Source organism: Pseudoalteromonas sp., assembly GCF_018402495.1.
Taxonomy (GTDB): Bacteria; Pseudomonadota; Gammaproteobacteria; order Enterobacterales; family Alteromonadaceae; genus Pseudoalteromonas.
Window position 1 is genome coordinate 521,473 of sequence record NZ_JAGYIU010000001.1, and the last position, 23,852, is coordinate 545,324.

A 23,852-nucleotide genomic window follows, 5' to 3' on the forward strand; every position below is an offset into this window, starting at 1 on the left:
TCCTTAAATACTGTTAATGGTTAAATTTTCGAATTTGCACTATCATTCCCATACGTGGATGATCAAAATAATGAATATCTTCGCTGAAAACGCGTCTAAATTGTGAAAAGCGCGCAGATTCTAGCTCACCATTATCTTGTTTTTCAGTGATATCAAAGTTTGCATTAATATATAAATAATGACGTAAATGTATTTTCAATAAGCCATCTAACTCCCATTTCATGGTCGGAGACTGGGCTTCATTAAACAGTGGCTCAGGGGTATCAAGTAAGCTAATAAAGTCGGAGTTGGCGTAATTAAAAGCGGTGTTCATATTGTTTTTTAATTGGTTGCCTGCAAATAAGTGCATACTAGGTGAGCGTGATTTACTTGCTCCTTCAAACCGCCAGCCGGTATGTAATAAAGGGGTGAGTCCTTTGCGGTTTAAAGCTTGGCGTTGTTGTTCAAACTGCAGTTGCTCAGGAGCGAGCAGGTAAGTTTGCTCCATCGTCTCTTGTACTGGTGCTTGAGGGGTTACTGGCAGCACATCGTAACTTTTTACATAATCTATGCTGTCGTTACACGCTGCAGACTGCGGGTTTGAATTAACCAAAGTATCAGCAAAAGTGCGTGTTTGAAAGCGTGGATCGCCGTTTATACACGCGTCCATTGCTTGGTTTTTATAAGCAGATGCCAATAAATTTAAGGTGTTTTTATCTTCAATGGCGTCATGCTTTAAGCTAAAGTCTTCTTGTAAGTAAGGAGCAGGGCGCTGTTTAAATATTAACACCTCTACTTCAAACCAGCGCTCTGCAAATGCAGTGCTGCTAAATAAGCAGCATAAAATAACCAGCGATCTTTTCAGCAACATTAATGGCTAACCTTTTTTTCGAAATCTGCAATCATAGCAGTGATCATTTTTAAGCGTTCACGGGCATTCGCCTCGCTAATGGCAAAGCGTAATTTATTTGCGCCATCCATTTTATAAATGTGTGGCGCACTTTGTATCAAACCAATAATGAAGCTAGGGTTAACCTTGGTATTTTGACTAAACTCAAAGTAGCCTCCTTTAGGGTTTGCCTCTATTTTGGTTATGCCCAAATTGCTCGCCTGCATTTTTAGTTGTTGTAAACTAAATAGGTTTTTAGCTGCATCAGGTAATAAACCAAAGCGGTCTATCAACTCTACCTGCAGCTCATCAATATCAGCAAGGTTAGCACAACTTGCTACACGCTTGTACATACCTAAGCGCGCGTTAACATCATGAATATAATCATCAGGTAGCAACGCCGGTAGTTTTAAGTCCACCTCAGTTTGCTTTTGCAATAGGTTTTCAAGGGTTGGCTCTTGACCGTTTTTAAGTGCATTAACGGCTTGCTCAAGCATTTCCATGTATAAATTAAAGCCAATGGTTTGCATTTGCCCAGATTGATCGTCCCCTAAGAGCTCACCGGCACCACGAATTTCTAAATCGTGGGTTGCTAATGCAAAGCCTGCGCCTAAATCTTCTAATGAGGCAATGGCATCCAAACGCTTTTTCGCATCTTTAGAGAGTGCTTTAGGGTTACCTGTGAGTAAATAAGCATAGGCTTGGTGATGGCTTCTACCAACACGTCCGCGTAATTGATGCAGCTGAGCAAGACCGAGTTTATCAGCTCTGTCCATAATAATGGTATTTGCTGTGGGCACATCAATGCCGGTTTCAATAATCGTAGTACATACCAGTACATTGTATTTTTGATGATAAAAATCGGTCATGATCTGCTCAAGCTCTTGCTCTCGCATTTGTCCGTGGGCTGAGGTAACTGTTGCCTCAGGCACCCATTCGCTAATTTCTTGAGCAACACGTTCAATCGTCTCTACATTGTTATGTAAAAAGTACACTTGGCCGCCGCGTTTAATTTCACGTAAAACCGCTTCGCGAATAAGCTCTTCGTCGCGTTGGCGCACAAAAGTTTTAACGGCTAAGCGTTTAGCCGGTGGGGTAGCAATAATAGATAAATCGCGCATACCACTCATGGCCATATTTAAAGTACGGGGGATAGGCGTAGCGGTAAGGGTGAGTATGTCAACATCTGCTCTCAGGGCTTTAATTTTTTCTTTTTGGCGCACCCCAAATCGATGTTCTTCATCAACAATTAACAGGCCTAAGTCTTTAAAGTTGATGTCTTGTTGAATTAGTTTGTGGGTGCCAATAACTACATCAAGCTTGCCATTACTCATTTTTTCAAGGGTTTCTTTTTGTTCTTTAGTTGAGTTAAAACGAGACAATACGCCCACTTCAATCGGAAAATCAGCAAAGCGGTCTTTAAAGTTATCGTAGTGTTGTTGAGCAAGTAAAGTGGTGGGCACTAAAATAGCAACTTGCTTATTATCGTTAACCGCAACAAACGCAGCACGCATTGCTACTTCGGTTTTACCAAAACCTACATCGCCACACACTAAGCGATCCATGGCTTGTTTTGATTGCATATCACCAAGTACCGCTTCTATAGCGTTACGTTGATCATCCGTTTCTTCAAACGGGAAGCTATCACTAAATTGACGATAAGCTTGGCCATCAAGCGTAAATTTATTACCCGGCTTTGCTTGGCGCTGAGCGTAAATATCGAGCAATTCAGCAGCAACATCGCGTACTTTTTCAGCGGCACGTTTTTTTGCCTTATCCCACGCATCAGAGCCGAGCTTATGCAGTGGGGCACTGGCTTCTTCACCGCCAGAGTAACGGCTAAGCATATGCAGCGCAGACACTGGCACATAGAGCTTTGCTTCACCGGCATAAATAATGGTTACAAATTCAGTCACCACACCAGCGGCATCAATTGTTTGCAGCCCTTGATAACGGCCAACACCATGGTCAAGGTGCACAACCGGTTGGCCTTCTTTTAACTCGGCTAAGTTACGAATTAGCGCATCTTGGCTTGCTTCATACTTGTGCTTACGGCGTCTGCGTTGTGATACTTTAATTCCAAGCAATTCTTGCTCAGTAATAATGCTCAGGCTAGGTTTTGTGCTAAGCACAACACTTTGTTCAAGTGGGCTTACAATTAAACCAACGTCACTACTGCTGTTGGTAAATTGCTCAAAAGTATCAAATTCTTTAAATTTTAAGCCGCTGGGTTTTAATATACTCAGTAATGATTCACGTCGACCATCCGACTCAACGCTAATGATAACTCGGCCTTTTTTCTTTTTTTGTTCTGCCACATAGCTAATGAATGCGTTGTAGGGTTCATGTTGTTTATGATCAATGCGGACATTAGGTAATTCATTCACGGCAAGGTTTTTATTGCCCGCTTTAGTACCTAATTTTGCTTGTGATAAACGAATACGGCCATAATTGCCCAGGTTTGAAAATAGCTCATTGATTGGCTGATACAACTCATCCGGCGGTAAAAGTGGGCGTAAGGGATCCACACGGCGGTTTTCATAGCGTACATTAACATCGTGCCAAAAATTATCCGCCGCATGTTCTAAATCGCCTAATTGCATCACGGTCGTTGATTCAGGCAAATAGTCAAAAATAGTCGCCAAGCCATCAAAAAATAATGGCATGTAGTATTCAATACCTCCAGGCCAGTTACCTTTACTAACTTGCATGTAGACAGAGTCTTGCTCTGCGCTTGCGCCAAACTTTTCACGATAGTTTATTCTAAAGCGTTCAATATCCGTGTCGTTAGTGGGGAATTCATGGGCAGGAAGTAACTCAATTTTTTCAACTTTTTCGTCTGAGCGTTGTGTTTCCACATCAAATAAGCGAATGGTATCAAGCTCGTCATCAAAAAAATCGAGCCTAAATGGGTGTTTACTGCCCATCGGGTATAAATCAACAATAGAGCCACGTATTGCGTATTCGCCGTGCTCCATTACTTGTTGTACGTGCATGTAACCCGCTTGCTCTAAGTTTTCACGCAAAGCGTGGGTGTCTAATCTATCGCCCACTTTAAAATTAAGCGTTGAACCGTATATAAACGAAGCAGGGGCTGTGCGCAGCATCAGCGTTGATACAGGCATAATGAGCACGCTTTGTTGCTCGTTTTTCAGGGTATTAAGCGTTGCTAAGCGCGCGGAAATAATATCTTGATGGGGAGAGAAATGATCATAAGGCAATGTCTCCCAATCCGGAAATATCATTACCGGGTTATCCGGAAGCAAATACTCTAATTCGGTTTCAAGGCGCAAAGCACTTGGTGTATCTGGCGTAACTATTAACACTAGGTTATCTTGTTGTTTTACACCTTGTGCAATGGCAATGCTTAAGCCACTGCCTAAAAGCTCGCCCCATTGAATTTTATCTTTCTGAGATTTTACCCAAGGCAAGGCTGCCCATTGCTCAAACGCCATTAATTACTCCATTAAATTAGGCTCTTAGCAGCTAAGAGCCATACTATTATTTAGTCGCGATAGATTTTTGTTAAATCTTGATAATGATCAATTCTGCGGTCGCGTAAATACGGCCAGATACGTCTTACGTTCTCGCTGCGTTTTTGATCAAGTTCAACCATTAAAATTTGTTCATTTTGGTTATCGGCCTCAGCTAACATTTCGCCTTGAGGGCCTGCAATAAACGAGTTGCCCCAAAATTGAATGCCGTCACTTTGTCCACTCGGGTCATGCTCATGGCCCACCCGATTACAGCTAATCACAGGGACGCCATTGGCTACCGCATGGGCACGTTGGCTAATAACCCAAGCATCTTTTTGACGGGTTTGCTCGTCTTTATCATCGCGTGGATCCCAGCCTATGGCCGTTGGGTAAATTAATAGTTCGGCACCTGCCATTGCCATTAAACGCGCCGCTTCAGGAAACCACTGATCCCAACACACCAGTACGCCAAGTTTGCCCACTGAGGTTTGAATAGGCTTAAAGCCTAAGTCGCCAGGAGTAAAGTAAAACTTTTCATAAAAGCCTGGGTCATCCGGTATATGCATTTTACGGTATTTACCGGCAATACTGCCGTCTTTTTCGAGCACCACTGCGGTATTGTGGTAAAGGCCTGTAGCACGCTTTTCAAATAAAGACGCGACAATCACAATACCAAGCTCTTTAGCAAGTTCACCTAATGTGTTGCTACTCGGCCCAGGTATTGTTTCGGCTAAATCAAAGACATCGACATCTTCAGTTTGGCAAAAGTATAAACTACGGTGTAATTCTTGTAACACAACAAGTTGTGCACCTTGACTGGCTGCATCGCGGATGCCAGCAATTGATTTTTCAATATTGTGTTCAGCGTTGTCGCTGTTGCTTTGTTGCACTAAGGCAACTGATAAATGTGCAGGTCTTGTCATTGTGCTGCTCCAGCTAAAAATCCACGAGGTAATTGCATTGTAATGCAGTGAAGACTGCCAAATTGCTCAATAATAGGTAAACAATTTACCCCAATAATTGTGTGATCTGGGTATGCTTTTTGAACCTGTGCCAACGCGCGTTGGTCGTTTACATCGTTATAAGTAGGCACTAATACTGCATTATTAATAATTAAATAATTTGCATAGGTGGCGGGTAAGCGCGTGTTTTCATCATCGTACACGGCTTTTGGCCACGGTAATTCAATTAGCTTATATGGGGTGTGATCGGCAGTTTTAAAGCTTTTTAGTTGTTTTTGCATTGCATCAAGCGCGCTGAAGTGCTCATCATTTTTATCATCGCATTGCACATATACAAGGGTATTATTTGGAGCAAAGCGCACTAAGGTATCAATGTGGCTGTCGGTGTCATCACCCGCTAGATAGCCATGATCAACCCATAAAAAATCTGTTGCGCCCAAGTGCTCTTTTAAAAGCGCTTCTATGTCACTTGGGTTTAAATCTGGGTTACGGTTTTTATTAAGCAAACATTCGCTGGTTGTTAGCAACACACCATGCTCGTTTATTTCAATACCGCCACCTTCAAGTACCATATCGAGCGCTTGATAGTGGTTGTTTTTGCTACTTAACTCTTTTACCAAAGTACGATTAATTTGATTATCTAATGCGCTTTCAAATTTATTGCCCCAACCATTGAAAGTAAAATCATATACTTTTAGTTGCTCGGGTGAGTCAATAGCGCCGCAAGTAAGCGGGCCATGATCGCGCGCCCACGTATCGTTGGTAGGCGTTACTACAAAATGAACACGATTCAAAGAGATGTTAGCGCTATTTAGCAATGCTGTAATATGCCTTTTTAAGGCACTATTATGCGCCACAATAACAAGCTTTTGCTGCGTTGTTATATGCTTAGCAAGCTCAACATATACAGGTTCTACACGGGCTAAATTATCAGCCCAATCTGTGTCTTTGTGAGGCCATGTAAGCATAACAGCGTCTTGCTTGGCCCATTCAGGTAAAAGTCTAAAGTTCATGGATTTTTAATACAAATAAAGATGGGGCTAGTTTAGCAGTTCAATTACTGCTAAGTCACTTCTAAATGAGCGTTTGGCTCACAATTTTAGAGCGATTTGAGAAGTAAATAAACGCTAGCTTTTATCGTTTGTACTCTCTTTGGCTTTTTCAAGTTGTTGGCGCTTTTTAAGCTGGCGAGTTTGCGCATGTAAGCTGGCCCTTACAACTAGCTCTTGGTCGCTGTCTCTTATTGATACAAATAACAGGGTATATTGGTAGTGCTCATTATCTTGTTTTTCAATGGCAACCACTTCGCTATAACAATACACCGCAGAGGCCTCGTGTTGTAAAAAAAGTTTAGTACGAAACGTTTGCCCTAATGTATACAAATGTTCACTGGTAAACTTAATGCCGCCACCGCCGTAACTGTCGCAATAGATAGAGTTATCTTCTGGTTGTTCAGAGGCTAAAATATGACTCATGATCAAATCTATTTTGCGCGACTGAGCTTGTAAAAAAGTAGTTAGTTCTTGGGCAATATCACCTAAATTACGCAAAGGGCCTAAGGCGCTTTGCTCTAAACTGCTTACTTCGTTAGCAAGTTTAAATAAAGGTGGAATATCAGCCTCAAGTTCAGCTAAGCTTTTTGGCACAGCCGAATCATCTACGGCAAACAGATTGACGCGATTACTTTCATCAATTTGAAAATAAAGCTCAAAATCTGCTAATTTTTGATTATTCATATGTAACTCCTAACCACCATCCGTTAATAGTAGCCTTGCGAGTATTAAATTACTACACAACAAGCTAATAAAAGTAAGCTAAATACATGTTTGTTTTGATTATAAAAAGCTAAACCACATAATATTGCGCTCATTTGCAAAACAGGCATAGTGATCAAAAATTTTGAAAGGTATACCCTTTATATTACAGCATGTAGGTTGGCAACCAATAAATAACCAATAATTAACAAAATACCTTGTAATTAACCCTAAAACTCGTAATCTTACGGTAATAATAATAACAAGGGATTACCCACGTGGCTCAAGGACTTAAACTTGCCAGTACATTTTCAGAGATATCTACTCAGCTACGGCGCTTTGTGTCTAAAATCGTGTCCCAAGACGATGTTGATGATATTGTTCAAGAAACCTTTGTTAAAAGTTATGAAGCTGACCTAAAACAAGATATTCAATATACCCGCAGCTACATGTTAAAAACAGCTAAACACTTAGCACTTAATCATGTAGCTAAATGGGATAATAAATTCAGTACCCCTTTAAACCACGAAACCGAACTCCCCAAATTGCTTAAATCGATGCAATTAGAAGACGAATACACCTCTAAAGAGCGCTTCCTATTATTTTGCCGAGCTACTGAGCAATTAAGTCCTGTTGTAAGAAAGTGCTTTATTTTAAAAAAAGTCTATGGAATGAGCCAAAAAGAGATCGCACAGCAAATGCAGTTAAGTCAAAGTACGGTAGAAAAACATATCGCCAAAGGATTGCTAAATACCATGCTATATATGCGCGAACAGGTGCAAGATGAAAGTGAGCATTGCCAACAAAGTGCGCCTAAAGTGAGGGCAGCAAAATGAATAACATCCATCAATTTACCTCAAAAGAATTAATATTAGAAAAAGCATCGCAATGGATCAGTGCTATTGACCGTGGCTTAACAAAAGCAGAGCAAGAGCAATTTAAACTGTGGATGCTACAAAGCACAGCTCATCAAAATGCAGTGTATGAATTAGCTCAGCTTTGGGATGACCTGAGTGTGCTTAATGAACTCAGCGTATTATTTCCAAATAAACAACCGGCTCACAGCAAAACAAAGCCTGCGTATGTATTTGGTATGGCAGCAAGTATTGTTGCTGCATTAATGATGTGCAGCTATTTATTGCTAAATATAGATAGCAATTTCAACAAAAATTTAGCCAAGGTAAATTATACAAAAATTTATAAAACAAAAGTTGGCGAGCAAGCAACCTATGTTTTACCGGATGGCACAATTGTCCAACTTAATACCAATAGTTCATTGGAAGTCGCTTATAGCCAAGGCCGTAGGCAATTGTTACTAAGTCGTGGCGAGGGGCGTTTTAATGTAGCTAAAGATGCATCACGCCCATTCAGTGTGATGGCGGGTGATAAAAGCTTTACCGCTCTCGGTACCGTATTTAATGTGCAGCGCAATAGCTCGTCAGATCTCGAGCTGGTTGTTACTGAGGGTAAAGTGATGATCACCGATCCTAGCGTTGCTGTTAATGCTGACGATTTTAAAGCGTATCAACAAGCTGATAATAACAATCATGAAATTCGTCAAATTAATGCCAATATTGTGATTTCCGGTGAAAAAGCCATTATTGAACAAAGCGTTACCAAACCAATCACACAGTTATCGGTTGATGATGTGCAGCGTGACTTAGCTTGGCAAAATGGCATGTTGATATTTAATGGCGAGCAACTGGCTGATGCCTTAAACGAAGTTAGCCGTTATACCGCCACGCGGTTTGAACTATCATCTGATGAGTTAGCCCGTATAAAAGTGGCCGGTGTTTTTAAAGCGGGTGACGTGGCAGGGCTGTTAGAGAGCTTACAAAATAATTTTTCGATTGAACATGAACGTTTAGGCGAGCATGTTGTTAGCCTAAAATATCAAAAAAAATCATAGGTAATCGTAATGAAAATCACACCATTGTTAATCAATGTTGCTCATAAGGGTGTAAAAAGTAATTTAAAGATTAAAAAAATGATAAAAAACTATAGAGGATTTTTGTTTGCTAACTGTTTATATAAGTTGCGCAGTAACCATACGTGCCATTTAACTCAATTTGGCCTTGTTGCACCGCTGTTTTTAAGTATCAGTGTGTATGCAAGTCAAACCGAGGGGCAAATGATGCAATTTGATATAAAAGCGCAACGAGCAGACAAAGCCTTAATAGAATTTGCTAAGCAAACAGAACAAACTGTGGTTTTTTCGTATGAACTTGCCAAGCAATACGAAGCAAATTCGTTGTATGGATTTTATTCTCAACTTGATGCACTAAAAGCATTACTGGCTGAGACACAGCTCGATGCGGTTGTTGATCAAAATGGTTTACTGAGTATTAAACTCAAACAAATCAATAGGAAAGATAACAACATGATGAAGCTTTCAGGAGTTAGTGCAGCTGTATTACCTGCTTTACTTGCAGTTAGTTCACAAGGAATCAATGCCGCTGAACAAAGCGCAGAACAAAACATCGAAAAAATTGCTATTGTAGGTAGTCGTGTGGCAGGGCGCTCAGTTGAAGACTTACCTGTCCCCGTTGATATTTTAAGTGCAGAAGCACTCGAAAATACCGGCCAAACAGAAGTTGGCCGCATGCTTCAAGCTATCGCACCTTCTTTTAACTTTTCAAGTTCATCTATTAGTGATGGTACTGACGCATTAAGACCAGCAACGCTACGTGGCCTAGGGCCAGATCAAACGTTGGTATTGATCAATGGTAAGCGTCGTCACCAAGCCAGTATTATTCATATTAATACTTCGGTGGGGCGTGGTACGGCGGGTACCGATATGAACGCTATTCCAGCCTCAGCAATTAAACGTATTGAAGTACTGCGTGATGGCGCTGCGGCTCAATATGGTTCTGATGCAATTGCCGGTGTTATAAATATTGTACTCAAAGATGGCAGCGAAGGTGGTAAAGCCGCTATTAACTACGGTAAGTACTCAGAAGGTGATGGCGAAACTGTTAACATCGACTTTAATAAAGGCTTTGCTTTAGGTGACAATGGTTATTTAAATACGACTATAAACTACCGTGACCGCGCACCAACTAACCGTGCAGGGCTTCATGGTTCATGTCAATTTTATGGTTGTACTGAGCTCAGTGACGGCACGTTACTGGCAGGCGACCCGCGTGAACTAACCGCGCCACGCGATACATTTAGAATTGGCGATGCCGACTCTCAACAATTTGGTTTAACCGTTAACACCGGCTACGAATTAGGAGCGGGTGAACTATACGGTTTTATTACCTATTCAACGCGTGATAACGAATCAGCAGCATTTTTCCGTCATAATGCCAATGCAGGTGGTAACCCAGTATTACAAGATGGTGATGCGACAGTTCCGGCTGGCTTTTTACCAAAAATAAACACTACAATTGACGATATTTCATATAACTTTGGTTATAAAACGCAGTTTGATAACGACTCAAGCTTAGACTTATCGTACACCTATGGTGAAAACAGCATTGATTACACCACTAGCGATACGATTAATGCCTCTTATGCCAACTTCTTACGTTACGACCAAGGCTTAAGCGCTGCAGATATTCGCGCCACTATTCCACGTGAAGGTTACGCGTATGGTATGGAGTTATCACTGCAAACGATTAATCTTGATTTTACTCAAAATTTTGATGATTACTCATTAGCAATGGGCGCAGAAATACGCACCGATGAGTACCGTATTTTAGAGGGCAGCGAATACGCATACCGCGATTACGATACCAATAATGGTGTTAATATTTATGATGGACTGAGCGGTGGTATTGGTAGCGAAAATGCATCAGGTGGCACACAAGGCTTTGGTGGTTCATCGCCAGCATCGTCGGTTGATGAGTCGCGCGATGTGATCTCGTTTTATTTAGACGCTGAAGCTTACGTTATTGAGGATGTGATTATCTCAGGGGCGTTACGTTACGATAATTACAAAGGATTTGGCGATACAGTTAACTTTAAACTCGCGGGTAACTGGTCACTAACCGAAGATATTTCACTTCGTGGTGCATTAAGCTCAGGATTTAGAGCGCCTTCAATGCAGCAGTTGTACTTTAACAACATCAGCACGCAGTTTGTTGTTGGCCCTAATGGCAATTTAGTGGCTGAAGAAGTTGGCACGTTTAGAAACGATTCAACCCTGGCGCAAAGTTTAGGTATTCCTAAGTTAACAGAAGAGAAATCGCAAAACCGCAGTTTAGGTATTGTTTATAATGTAAGCGATAATATTAATGTAACGCTTGATTACTACTCAATCGATATTGATGACCGTATTGTAATTAGTAATCGCTTAGGCAAAGGTTTATCAAACAGTCTTGATGCCGCGTTACTAAGCTCGGGTGCCGGTGCAGGACAGTTTTTCTTAAATGGGGCTGACACAGAAACGCAAGGTATCGACTTTGTAGCTACATGGAATACAGAAGGCCTAGGCGGCACGCTTGATTTTACATTAGCAGCCAACTTTACCGAAACTGATGTCGTGTCGTTATTTACACCTGCAGGTTCTGGTCTTGAAACCGTGCCAGTCGATGATGTGTTTTCTGATCAAGAAATTTCTATCATTGAAGAATGGCAACCAGAAGATCGCATTAACTTAAGTGCGCTTTATCGCCGTGACGATTGGACTGTTAATTTATCACTTAATCGCTTTGGTGAGTATACAGTTGAAGATGGCGGCCGCCAGACTTACGGTGCTGAAATTTTAACTGACATTAAAGTTAATTACTTTGTAACTGATAATTTATCGGTAAATATTGGCGCAAATAACTTATTTGATGTTTATCCAGATGAAAACACCATAGGTAATTCACGTTCAGGTACTATTGTAGATGCTCAAGGTAATACCATTGTCAGCAGTGATGGGGTATTTAAGTACTCTCGTCGTTCAGCGCCATTTGGGTTTAACGGTGCTTACTATTACGTAGGTGCAGAATACCGCTTTTAATTAATAACTCTCCTATTGTTATTTAACAACCAAAGGGCCGTAAGGCCCTTTTATAGTTTTTAAACTTAATGTTTTTGCATTTTACTCATTTCAGCATGACAGCTTTGCATGGTAAGCAATACCTTTGACAGCGCCGCTTCACAATCATGTGATTGAGGCTTTTTTAACGCTGTTTTGATTTCTTCTAAGGTTTTATCTTCTACTTCTTCAAGCTCTTTAATGTAGGTTTGGTCGTTATCGCTAGTAAATGTACTAAGTAAAGCGGTAAATGCTCTGCGTGCTTCTACCGCGAACGAAGAGCCATCTTCACGTGCACCTTGTTGATTAATTGCATAGGGTTGTAAGCTTTCAACACTTACTTTGCGGGCGTCGATCATGCGCTGAAATAATGCACTTACGCTAGGATCTTGTACTTTATCTTGTGCTTTTTCGTAAAAGTCGATACCGCTATTCATTACTTGGATAATGTCGGTGATATGATTTATCTCTTGTCCTTGATGGGTGCTCATAATAATGACCTCTGTTAATTTAAAATACATAGATAACTAAGCAAACGGCATTCCAACGCGGTTTTATTTTTTAACTAATTGTTTTTCATGGCTTTATTATTGTGAGGGGTCTAGGCAAGCTTGCTAACATGCTGCTAGCAAGCAAAATTTACATAAAAGCATGTAAGAAGGTTATTTAAGCTCTTCAGCTACTTCGGCTACTTTTTGACGTAACCAAATATGGCTAGCATCTCTGTGTAACAAAGGGCTCCATATCATATCAAGTTCAAATGGTGGAATAGGAAAGGGTGGCTCAAGTATTTTAAGCCCCGGATCGTCTACATAAATATTGGCCGCTTTTGAGGGTAAAGTCGCCACGAGGTTTTTTTCTTTCGCTAAATGAATAGCAACATGGTAGTTACGAGTAAAGGTGGCAATATTTCGATGCTTCCCAAAATGTGCGAGCGCTTCGTCAACCCAACCCAGCTTTTGCACATCTTTTGGATCCATGCCAACCCCAACACCAAAGCCTGTTTTACTTACCCAAATATGACGGGCTTTTAAATAGCTATCTAGGCTAAAGTTTTCAATAATAGGGTTGTCGGATCTTACTAAACAGCAAAAGCTATCTTTCCAAATTCGCTTATGATGAAACGATTGCGGTAAGTTCTCAAAGCGGTTAATTGCCATGTCTACTTTACCGTTTTCTACATCATGAAAGGTTACATCGCTGGGAGTTAAAATATCTAAGGTGGTGTCAGGGGCTTCTTCATGCAACTTACCTAGTAAGCGTGGTGCCATAGTACTAGCTGCATAGTCACTGGCCATAATTCTAAACACCCGTTTACTTTGTTTTGCTTCAAATTCGCGGTTAGGCGCGAGTGTTTCTTCTAGCGTCATTAAAATACCGCGAATTACAGGCTGTAACTCTATAGCGCGCTCAGTTGGTACCATGCCATCGCTGGTGCGCACTAAAATAGGATCGTTAAAAAGGTTACGTAGGCGTTTAAGTCCATTACTCATTGCCGGTTGAGTAATACTAAGCTGGTTTGCGGCACGAGTAACGTTACATTCGCGTAATAACGTATCAAGATAAACCAGTAAATTTAAATCTATTTTACTTATATTCATTGTGTGTCCTTAACGTTTACCAGTAATGGATAAAACGCTGTGCTGTAGGATAAGGATAAATATGACTCACCTTTCCATTTTTTATATTTTGTTGCGCTTGTTTCCAAAAATTTACATCAAGCAACTCAGGATGTGTACTGGTTAAAAATTGTTTATATGTTGGATTAGGCATTACAAAGGTACATAATTGCTCTGGAAATACGTCTTGCGGGGCAACTGAGTAACTTTGTTCGTCCATTAAATAGTCATCATAACTTTTTGCTTTGGGTAGTGCTCTAAAGTTCATGTCGGTTAAATATTGCACTTCATCGTAATCATAAAAAATAATACGTTTGTGCTTACTTACTCCAAAGTTCTTTAACAGCATATCGCCAGGGAAAATATTCACGGCAATCATTTCTTTAAGCGCCTGACCATATTCTTCAATGGCATCAGCGGCACTTTTTTCGTCTGCATGTTCTAAAAACAAATTAAGCGGTGTCATTCGCCGTTCAATGTATAAATGTTTTATGATTAACCAGTCACCCTCAATCACCATTGATGAACCAATGGTTTTATGCAACTGTGCTAACAAGTTACTATCAAATCGTGCTAAAGGAAATACGACGTTTGAATACTCTATGGTATCGGCCATTCGGCCAACACGATCATGACTTTTAACCAGTTGGTAGCGTTTTAATACTGTATCGCGACCAAACGGCTTACTTTCGCCAAATTTGTCTTTGATAACTTTAAATACATAACCAAATGAGGGCAGAGTAAAGACCATCATCACCATACCCGGTGTACCCGGAGCAATGGTAAATTCGTCATTAGAATGGGTTAAATGATTTAAAAACTCGCGATAAAACTCGGTTTTCCCTTGTTTATGAAAGCCAATCGCGTTGTAAAGCTCCGCCAAGGTTTTATTAGGCATAAGTTGATTTAAAAAACGTACTAGTGCAGAGGGTGCATGGGTTTCTACCATAAAGTACGCACGCGCAAAGCCAAAAATAACGCGCATTTGCGACGACTTTGTCAGTAAAGCATCTAAATAGAGACCTTTATCTTCATGATGTAACACAGCGATTATAAAAGGCTGAACGCCACTTTGCGATACCACACGCCCGACAATATAAGCGGCTTTATTACGATAAAACGGGGTATGTAATATATCAAAACGCATTTGCCAATGCTGGTGGTGTGTATCGGGAGCTTGTTTGTAAAATGCTTTAACTAATAAACGAATATCGCGCTCAAGGTTGAAAAAATCGGCTTTAAAATCAAAGTGATTAATAATGCGTTTAATGGTGGGCTTTAAGCCATCTACAACGGGAAAGTAACTACGGTACTGCGCTTCAACAGGCACCGAAGGAGCGTCTTTTAAAGTCGCTTCTACAAAAATAAAGTCATTATGAAAATAGCGGCGATGGTATAGGCGGCAAAAAACTGAATTATAAAATGTCTCAGCAAGCTCAGCTTGTGGATGAAAACATAAAAAATGTTGGTATATTTTTTTAACTTCAAGCCATAAGTTTTCGTTTAGTTCGTCTGTTTGCTGGCGTTCTCGCAAGGTTTTTGTGGTTTCGTTTACGCGGTCATCGTAATAACTGATACGCAGGCGGCTAATATCATTAATTGCTTGCCAGTCTCTTTTAGCAAAAGCATAAGGCGCCTTGGCTGTTGTTCTTTGAAACAGCAAATAGTGCTTTTTAAAGCCCTTTAAAATTAATTCAGCAATTTGGCGTGGTTGCATCAGTACTCCTTAATAGACGCCTTTAGGTGTTTAGGATATTAGTATTAAATCCGAAAAAGGTGGACAAAGGAAATGATCACTAAACACCCAATAGAGCTTATACTCTACAATGTTGTTAAGGGTATGTTATTTTATATTTAAAACCAAGCTAATTAAGATGATATTTATTGAAGTTAGCCTGATTAAGGCTGGTAGGTTTCAATCTCTTTTTGTAATGTTTTAATTCGCTTTTCAATCAATGCTTTATCTTTTTTATATTGTTTATCTAGCTCTTTTTGTGTATTTTTAATGTCTTTATTAATACGCTTTTTATCATCCTCACTTAATATACGGTTTAAGCGTTGTTGTTGTTTAAAATCCGCTCGGTCTTTCTCCCGTGCAAGAATGGCTAACTTTTGCTGATTACTGCGCAGCTCTGCCTCTAAGTTAGAAATAATAGCCTCTCGCTCAAGTGCGTTTAACTGTTTACTGTAATTTATTTTTTTACCCGTTTGCTTAGGCTCAGTGGTTTTTATTATGTGTGCGGTGGCATTATCACTGCAGGGAAACTGAGAAAAAGTAGTACCTTTAGGAGTAACGCACTTGTAGTAGGTTGCTTGCGCTGCAGCATAAGGACTAAAGTTAAAAAGACAGACAGTAACGATCACATTAATAACTTTACACATAGCGATTATCCTTAATTTGCGCTGTTCGGGTTAAAATTTTTGATGATAAAAACTATAACCTAGGCAGGGAGGATAGCAAGTTGAATAAACAATAAGAAATTAATAAACACTGCGTTTTAAAGCGAGCTATTACCGATAGCCCGCTTTAAACTAGCTATTGGCTGAATGTTTTAAGCTTTTTGATTCCATGGACTAAAAATGGAATATCAAGCCCTTGTTCAATTGAAAACCCTTCAGCGGCAGAGATATTTCTAAAATTTCCATCACGATCAATAAGCGTGATTCTATCTTTTTTGTAAGCAATCACCACGCCTTGCGAGTAATTAACCCCAATATTATTACTTTTACTGTACAAGTTTTCGCCCAGCATAGTTTGCTGCGCAAGCGCATTACAGTTTAAGTATTGGCCAAGGCTTGTAGCGATAATATCGCTAGGCTGAATTAAACCGTTCACCTTAGAAATAAATTTATCAGAGCTGTACAATGTTGACGTGGTTACAATTTCATTGCTATTTTGCGAGATACTAAAAGCAAAAAATTCAGTAGCGTCATCACGTACAGTGGCGTTTTCAGCCCCTTTGACAATTCTTATTGCACTGTCTTTGTGTGCTTGCTCGTTAATAAAGCTCAGCTCATCAATACCGGCCACTTCCACACTACGGCGTTGGCTTTGCCAAACGGGTAAAGTTTGCTGATCAATAATGTTCGTTTTGTAAAATGCTGGCAAGCCGTACACAAGCCCAAATAACATATCACTATGATCGGTGGGTTGTAAAAATTGCGTGTTTTTATAAATACTTTGTTGGCTGGCAACAAATTTTGCTAGCTGCTCGTCATTATCAAACACCAATATATCAACTTTTGCTGCGCTGTAATCTTCACATTTTTCTAATGGAGCAGGTGCTTGATAATTAATACCTTGGTTATTAATTTTAACGTTGTGCGCTTGCTCGTAGCTTTCAATATCCAGCAAATCGTTTTTAGCGAGTAAGCTTTTTGCCGTAGTCGGGTACGAAAGTGGTAGTACATTATCTTGTTTAGTGATATCAAATTTTAAATTTGCATCAGCCCAAATATGAATGCTGTGGCTTAGCGCAAAACAAATCACTAAAAATGAACCAGCATAACGGGCAAATTTAAACTGTTTTAAACGCCCTAAATGATGCCAAGTAAAATTACTAACAGTCAATTGAAACGCTAATATTGCTAACACTATGCTGCCTGCTAGCAAGGTAGTAAGTGCGGGTGAGTTTGTTACACGATGCCACAACAGTGAAATAATTTCAGGCAGTGCAGAGGCATTTAAGTGATAACCTAAGTTAAAGTAGACGTAAGCGTCTAAAGTAAGGATAGAGGCCCCGACAGTTGCAATCACTGCTGCCATACCACGTATATGCCGTGGGTAGGGGAATACTAAACTCAAAGGGAAAACCGTCAGCACAAATGCTAAAAATGCAATAAAGCTAGTGTGGCTTAGCCAAGTAACCATCATATAGGTTATACCCATAAATGTGGTAGGTGGCGAATCGGCAAATAAATAGCTTAAGCTAATTAAAAGCGCTAAGCCAATATTGGCAAATGTAAACCAATGACCCCAACTTAATAATTGACTCGCTTTCGATGAAAACTGGTTGTGCTGCGATAAATTCATAGAGTTTACTTAACCGACTGCGCGAGTGCTTTTGCAAAGTTCTCGGTAACGGCTTGTCTTTTCCCTGTTGGTACATGCTCTTTTAAGATATGCGTGATAGAATTTCCTAAACACATAAGACTTAAATCAACCGGCGCATTGTGTTTTGATAAAACATCAATAAGCTGATCGACGATTTGTTCTACTTCTTCATTAGAGTATTTTGATAAGATTGGCATCAGTTGGTTCAATAAAAAGAGTTATATTCCCGTATTTTAACACCAGAGGCGTGAAAAACAAAGATGGCAATAGATGTTAAAAAATTAGTCGTACACTATGTAGACAAAAAAGACGACGACACTCAAATTCACCTTCGTAACGACGAAATGACTATCAACGATAAAGTGGCTGTATTCATTGAGCAATTACACCATGCCTACAATGGCAAGCCAGGTAAAGGGTTTTGTGCTTTTAGTGGCGAAAAAAACAGTATTGTTGCCTCTACCATGCAAAGCTATCGCAATAATGAGCTTGGCTTTTGGCATATGACCGAGCAGGCATCAACGGTGTTAAAAGAAGAGTTAGATAAATACGCCTTTAACGAAACCGGCTATTTAGTATTCTGTCACTATCAGTACGTGGCGACAGATTATATGTTGATTGCCATGATCAATATTAAAGAGCATTACTCAATGACTTCTGAGCTTGATTTAGCCGCATCGCGTCATTTAGATATTTCGCGTATGCAATTGGCTGCTCGTATTGATTTAACCGCATGGGATACCCAGGCAGACGACAATCGTTATATTTCATTTATTAAAGGTCGTGCAGGGCGTAAAGTCGCTGACTTTTTCTTAGACTTTTTAGGTTGTGAAGAGGGCATTGATCCTAAGCAGCAAAGTCAAGTGATGCTCAATGCGGTAGAAGACTACTTATCAGAGCAAGAGTTTGATAAATCTGAAAAAGACGAGTTACGTAAGCAAGTATTCGATTACTGTAACGACTGTGTTACCACGGGTGAAGAAGCTAATGTGAGTGAACTTTCAGCAACGCTTACTAAAGGCGACGACAACCCGTTTGAAAGTTTTTGTAAAGAGCAAAGCTATGACTTAGAAGAGTCATTCCCGGTTGATAAAAAAACGGTAACCAGCATGGTTAAATTTTCAGGCTTAGGCGGTGGAGTCAGTATCAGTTTTGAGCGTAAGCATTTAGGCGAGCGTGTAACTTATAATGAAGCCACCGATACGTTAGTGATCAAGGGCATTCCGCCAAACCTAAAAGATCAGCTACAGCGCTTTATGGAACAACAGCAAGATTAAACTCACAGCGGGCTGCGAGCTACGGGTTTCGGGATCAGGCTCGTAACCCGCACCTCTTAGCCCGCTAACTTTTTTGACTCTAATCTTTGGTTTTTTAATCACAGAGAACACCGAGGCGCTGCGCGCTGCACCGAGAATACAAAACAAAACCAATACCCTGTACTTTTTAATTTCATAACATTTGTATTTAATCATTTCCTCTTTTTTCTTCTATCCTCTGTGGTAAATAAATCACTAAAATCTTATTGTCATGCTTACGGCAATTTGCGGGCTACGGGTTTCGGGATCAGGCTCGTAACCCTAACCCCGCAGCCCGCTAACTTTTCTGCCTCTAGTCTTTGATTTTTTAACCACAGAGAACACCGAGGCGCTGCGCGCTGCACTGAGAATACAAAACAAAAACCAATAATCTGTTATTTTTAATTCTCATAACATTTGTATTTAATCATTTCCTCTGTTTTCTCCTATCCTCTGTGGTAAATAAATCACTAAAGTCTTATTGTCATGCTTACGGCAAATTGCGAGCTACGGGTTTGGGGAACAGGCTCGAAGCCCGATCCCCGCAGCCCGTAAATTTGTGAATGCATTTCTTAAAGATCTTATTGCACTGAGAGAAGAGAATGAGGAGTAAATGAGAAGATAAAACAGGTATTAGCAGATAACTTGTAGACTTAGAGCTTGATCTCGTGTGAAGCGAAGCTTCGAATGTTTTAACCTTTAACCTTTAACCTTTAACCTTTAACCTTTAACATCCAGTCTTTAATCCTTACCCGATCCTCGCAGCCCGAACCCCGTTGCCAGTTACATAAATGCCAGACAATAAAAAACCGCGTTAAAATTAATTAACGCGGCTTTTTTATGCTTTGAGCTAAACTTAGTGCTTAGTCAGCACTCAACGTTTTAGTCATTGCTGAGCTTGCACGACCGGCAGGTTTTACCGAGCCAGGGCGAAGGCCGCTGTCAGGGATTAACTCACGTTTGTCATGTGCCATTGCAACCGATATATGCTTGGTTTCGCTATCGGCTACAGCCGTAGGCTGTGCCATTGGCGCACTTGCATGTCCTGTTGTAATCACAGTTTTAGCGTTTACATTAGCTGAACTCGCTTGCGAAACTGTATTAGGTTGACTTTCAACCACAGGCGCTCCTTCAGCTTCTACAGGTGTTTCAGTAGCGCTAACTGGTGCTGTTTCAGCTTCAACAGGAGCTTCTTCAGCCGGTACTGATTCTTCAGCTTTTACTGGTTCTTTAGCTTTCACTGGTTCTTCAGCTTGCACTGGTTCTTCAGTTTGCACTGGTTCTTCAGTTTTCACTGGCTCTTCAGTTTGCACTGGTTCTTCAGCTTGCACTGGTTCTTCAGCTTTCACTGGTTCTTCAGTTTTTACTGGTTCTTCAGCTTTCACTGGTTCTTCAGCTTTCACTGGTTCTTCAGTTTTTACTGGCTCTTCAGCTTTCACTGGTTCTTCAGCTTTCACTGGTTCTTCAGTTTTTACTGGCTCTTCAGCTTTTACTGGTTCTTCAGCTTTTACTGGTTCTTCAGCTTTTACTGGTTCTTCAGCTTTTACTGGTTTTTCAGCTTTTACAGGCTCTTCAACTTTCGCTAATTCTTCTTCAACAATGTTTTGTTCAACTGCATCAGAGGCATCAACGGCCGTTTTATGTGCTTTTGCTTTTAGCTCTGCTTCGTATTCAGCAGCGGCTTGATCCGCAACTGGAATGAAAGCAGGCGCTTCATCAGACTTCTCTTGCGCGTTTTCACTTTCAGGGCGACGACGACGTTGGCCAGATGCACGAAGATGACGCGGTGAACGACGTGAGCGAGTACGTGTTTGCTCTTGCTCTTCATCTTGTGTTGCCACGTTATCGTTTGCATCAACAACAGCCTCAGCTTGTTCTTTAGCAGGTGCAGGTGCTTTTTCATCAGATACCGGCGCTTGCTTTTCAACAACAGGAGCTTGCTCTTTCACTTGTGGCTTGTCTTCTTTAACCACTGGTTGCTCAACAGTTTGCTCAGTTGTTTGAACTTGCTCTGTGCTTTCGTCTTGTACGCGAACTTTTTTACGTAAATTACGACGTTGACGACGTACCTTAGGCTTTTGCTCTTTTGGCTCAGCATTTGCACTCTTACCCGATTTAGCCGTAGTATCCGCGTTTTGAGTTTCCTCTACTTTTACTTGGGTTTTATCTTCAGTTTTATGCTCAGGACGTTTACGCGTATTTGAATTACGACGGCGCTTATTGCGATTCTCATTCTTGTCTTGCGTATCAGCTGCAGGCGCTGACTCATTTTTAGTTTCAGTGTCTGCAGTACGTTCGTTACGTGGTTTATTACGTGGGTTGTTATTACGACGACGTTGGTTGTTATTACGACGACGATTATCATTGCCACGGTTATTATTTGCGCGCTCTTGCGATTGCTTTTCAGTCTGTTTTTCTGATTCTTGCTCAGTGTCAGACCTAAATAACGATTTAATCCATTTACCTAATGCGGTAAATAAACTGATTTCAGCTTTAGCCTCTACTACCGGTGCAGCTTTTGCTGCTTGTGGCGCAGGCGTTGAAGGCATAACGACGCCTTTAAGCTTCGGCTCTTCACGAACAGGTGCCGCTGGCGATTTAGACATTTCAAATGCTTCAGGCTCAGGCGCAACAACTTGCTCGTAGCTTACAGTTTCAAGTGTTTCGTCTTTACGTAAACGCATTACTTCGTAGTGAGGTGTTTCCATGTGTTGATTAGGAATAATCACTACATCACATTTATGATGCTTTTCAATACGGTGAACGCTACGACGTTGCTCATTCAATAAATAAGCGGCAACAGCAACAGGCACTTGAGCATTAACTTGAGCGGTGTTGTCTTTAATCGCTTCTTCTTCAATTAAACGAAGAATAGACAATGCGATTGATTCGTTAGAACGAATAGTACCTTGACCACTACAACGTGGACAAACACCTTGGCTTGCTTCACCGAGTGAAGGGCGTAGGCGTTGGCGCGACATTTCAAGTAAACCAAAGCGAGAAATTTTACCAATTTGAACGCGCGCACGATCTGGGCGAGCAGCATCTTTTAAGCGGTTTTCTACTTCACGTTGATGACGTGGAGGTGTCATATCAATAAAGTCGATAACAATTAAGCCACCTAAATCACGTAAACGAAGTTGACGTGCAATTTCATCTGCCGCTTCTAGGTTGGTGTTAAGCGCTGTTTCTTCAATATCGCCGCCTTTTGTTGCTTTTGACGAGTTGATATCGATAGAAGTCAGTGCTTCAGTAGGGTCAATTACAATTGAACCACCTGAAGGTAAGCGTACTTCACGTTGGAACGCAGACTCAATTTGGCTTTCAATTTGGTAGTGTGTAAATAAAGGTGTATCACCTTGATAAAGCTTAACGCGGCTCATGAAATCAGGACGAAAACGCTCTATGTGCGCTTTAGCTTCTTCAAAAACACGAGGCTTATCAATTAAAATTTCGCCAATGTCACGACGTAAATAATCGCGAATTGCACGGAAAATCACGTTACTTTCTTGGTGAATTAAAAATGGTGCTTTTGCACTGTCTGCCGCTTGTTGAATGGCTTCCCAGTGGACTAATAATGCTTTTAAATCGTAGTTTAGTTCTTCAAACGACTTACCAACACCTGCGGTACGTACAATTAAGCCCATACCTTTAGGTAGTTCTAAGCGGCTTAGCGACTCTTTAAGTTCAGTACGCTCATCACCCTCAATACGGCGAGAAATACCGCCAGCGCGAGGGTTGTTAGGCATAAGCACTAAATAACTACCTGCCACGCTGATAAAGGTAGTCAGTGCAGCACCTTTTTGGCCGCGCTCTTCTTTATCAACTTGTACAATAACTTCTTGACCTTCTTTGATCACGTCGCGAATATTCGGACGACCATGGAAGGTGTAACCTTGTGGGAAGTAAGTACGAGCAATTTCTTTTAAAGGAAGGAAACCATGACGATCAGCACCGTAATCAACAAATGCTGCTTCTAAAGATGGTTCAATACGTGTGATTTTACCTTTATAAATATTGGCTTTTTTCTGTTCGTGACCTGGGCTTTCTATATCTAAATCATATAGGCGCTGGCCGTCAACCAGTGCTACGCGCATTTCTTCTTGCTGCGTTGCATTGATTAGCATACGTTTCATAATGTTACTCTACTAGTTTGTGTCGCTGACATGACGATGTTTTCTCGCCTGTTCAGGTGTTCCTATTTTTAGAATGTGCAGCCTCACGACTGGGTCTTTAACGGAACGGCTCTGTATTTAGTAAGCAGTATTTTAAATGCCGGCAAACAATAGGGTGTAATCACGCTATTAAATTCTAAGGGGATACAAACGTGTCGGCTGTTTAGCTCAATACTCGTTTTATCCAGAAGTTGGCCTGTCATAACAATCTTATTAAATGCATTCATATTAGGTGCTTAGGGCTCTTTAGCTTCAAACCATAGTTTCGTTTTTAAAACTACCGTTATCGTTTTTATGAGCAAAAATCGCTACCGATGTTAATGAACGCTTATTTATTAGATTTTTTTAGTTCTAAATAAGCTGCTGTACGGTACTACAATATTTGAGCGAATTCTGAACGGCGTTTTTTTACGCCGCCACTATCAGACAAATTATCTGTTCATTGCTTTTACTATCACTTTAAAAATCAATTCATGTTCAAACTTAAGCAGCAATATATTACGCGCATTGCCGTTAGTTGTGCGCACGTGTTAACTGGGTATGTATAAAAGCTTTGGAAAACTTAACTCGGATCTGTATGATCGGTTACCCAGAATGTGCATCACGAATGTTTTAATGTGTTAAAAAGCACCGTTGTTATTTGCAAATACTAAATATTTGCGCTGCTGATTATCCCACTA

At 40.7% G+C, this 23,852-nt stretch carries 16 protein-coding genes; 4 read left to right on the forward strand and 12 right to left on the reverse strand.

All coding sequences use genetic code 11. The features are described 5' to 3' along the window. Window positions 1–13: 13 nt before the first annotated feature. The 5 genes from KG708_RS02425 to KG708_RS02445 form a co-directional block, all read right to left on the reverse strand. Window positions 14–850, reverse strand: coding sequence for a peptidoglycan binding protein CsiV (locus KG708_RS02425; protein ID WP_213607954.1), 837 nt, complete (start codon window positions 848–850; stop codon window positions 14–16). Continuing rightward, on the reverse strand, window positions 850–4,323 hold the full coding sequence (gene mfd / locus KG708_RS02430) for a transcription-repair coupling factor (protein ID WP_213607955.1): 3,474 nt from the start codon (window positions 4,321–4,323) through the stop codon (window positions 850–852). The genes KG708_RS02425 and mfd overlap by 1 nt, the downstream gene beginning before the upstream one ends. A gap of 50 nt (window positions 4,324–4,373) precedes the next feature. Continuing rightward, on the reverse strand, window positions 4,374–5,267 hold the full coding sequence (locus tag KG708_RS02435) for a carbon-nitrogen hydrolase (RefSeq protein ID WP_213607957.1): 894 nt from the start codon (window positions 5,265–5,267) through the stop codon (window positions 4,374–4,376). Beyond that, entirely contained in the window at window positions 5,264–6,319 is a 1,056-nt protein-coding gene (locus tag KG708_RS02440; protein WP_213607958.1) for an agmatine/peptidylarginine deiminase, read from the reverse strand. The genes KG708_RS02435 and KG708_RS02440 overlap by 4 nt, the downstream gene beginning before the upstream one ends. Before the next feature lie 114 nt (window positions 6,320–6,433). Further along, complete coding sequence (locus KG708_RS02445) at window positions 6,434–7,042, reverse strand: PilZ domain-containing protein (RefSeq protein ID WP_213607960.1); 609 nt, start codon at window positions 7,040–7,042, stop codon at window positions 6,434–6,436. A 296-nt stretch (window positions 7,043–7,338) separates the two neighbouring features. Here KG708_RS02445 and KG708_RS02450 point away from each other — a divergent pair, with 296 nt between their 5' ends. The 3 genes from KG708_RS02450 to KG708_RS02460 are packed head-to-tail and all read left to right on the forward strand — an operon-like array spanning window position 7,339 to window position 12,011. Then, window positions 7,339–7,896: a sigma-70 family RNA polymerase sigma factor gene (locus KG708_RS02450; protein ID WP_213607962.1), complete on the forward strand. Its 558-nt coding sequence runs from the start codon at window positions 7,339–7,341 to the stop codon at window positions 7,894–7,896. Further along, the gene (locus KG708_RS02455; protein ID WP_213607964.1) at window positions 7,893–8,969 is read left to right on the forward strand and encodes a FecR domain-containing protein; all 1,077 of its coding nucleotides are present in this window, start codon (window positions 7,893–7,895) and stop codon (window positions 8,967–8,969) included. The genes KG708_RS02450 and KG708_RS02455 overlap by 4 nt, the downstream gene beginning before the upstream one ends. A gap of 9 nt (window positions 8,970–8,978) precedes the next feature. Continuing rightward, window positions 8,979–12,011, forward strand: a complete 3,033-nt coding sequence (locus KG708_RS02460) for a TonB-dependent receptor (protein WP_213607965.1) — start codon at window positions 8,979–8,981, stop codon at window positions 12,009–12,011. Between the two features lie 65 nt (window positions 12,012–12,076). Here the strand turns inward: KG708_RS02460 and KG708_RS02465 are convergent, their stop codons facing one another. The 6 genes from KG708_RS02465 to KG708_RS02490 form a co-directional block, all read right to left on the reverse strand. Further along, window positions 12,077–12,520: a PA2169 family four-helix-bundle protein gene (locus KG708_RS02465; RefSeq protein ID WP_024601388.1), complete on the reverse strand. Its 444-nt coding sequence runs from the start codon at window positions 12,518–12,520 to the stop codon at window positions 12,077–12,079. A 171-nt stretch (window positions 12,521–12,691) separates the two neighbouring features. Next, a complete protein-coding gene (locus KG708_RS02470; RefSeq protein ID WP_028835763.1) occupies window positions 12,692–13,630 on the reverse strand; it encodes a LysR family transcriptional regulator in 939 nt (312 codons plus the stop codon). 16 nt (window positions 13,631–13,646) lie between these two features. Beyond that, window positions 13,647–15,365, reverse strand: a complete 1,719-nt coding sequence (gene aceK, locus KG708_RS02475) for a bifunctional isocitrate dehydrogenase kinase/phosphatase (protein ID WP_213607967.1) — start codon at window positions 15,363–15,365, stop codon at window positions 13,647–13,649. A gap of 182 nt (window positions 15,366–15,547) precedes the next feature. After that, on the reverse strand, window positions 15,548–16,030 hold the full coding sequence (locus KG708_RS02480) for a DUF4124 domain-containing protein (RefSeq protein ID WP_213607969.1): 483 nt from the start codon (window positions 16,028–16,030) through the stop codon (window positions 15,548–15,550). Window positions 16,031–16,184: 154 nt separating this feature from the next. After that, window positions 16,185–17,681, reverse strand: coding sequence for a DUF3413 domain-containing protein (locus KG708_RS02485; protein WP_213607970.1), 1,497 nt, complete (start codon window positions 17,679–17,681; stop codon window positions 16,185–16,187). 5 nt (window positions 17,682–17,686) lie between these two features. Beyond that, window positions 17,687–17,899 carry a DUF1414 domain-containing protein gene (locus tag KG708_RS02490; protein WP_008109847.1) on the reverse strand — a complete coding sequence of 71 codons (213 nt, stop codon included), beginning with the start codon at window positions 17,897–17,899 and terminating at the stop codon, window positions 17,687–17,689. A 63-nt stretch (window positions 17,900–17,962) separates the two neighbouring features. Between KG708_RS02490 and yejK the strand changes: the two genes are divergently transcribed. Continuing rightward, complete coding sequence (gene yejK, locus KG708_RS02495) at window positions 17,963–18,979, forward strand: nucleoid-associated protein YejK (RefSeq protein ID WP_058154455.1); 1,017 nt, start codon at window positions 17,963–17,965, stop codon at window positions 18,977–18,979. 881 nt (window positions 18,980–19,860) lie between these two features. Here yejK and rne read toward each other — a convergent pair. Then, window positions 19,861–23,133, reverse strand: a complete 3,273-nt coding sequence (gene rne, locus KG708_RS02500) for a ribonuclease E (RefSeq protein WP_213607972.1) — start codon at window positions 23,131–23,133, stop codon at window positions 19,861–19,863. Window positions 23,134–23,852: the final 719 nt, after the last annotated feature.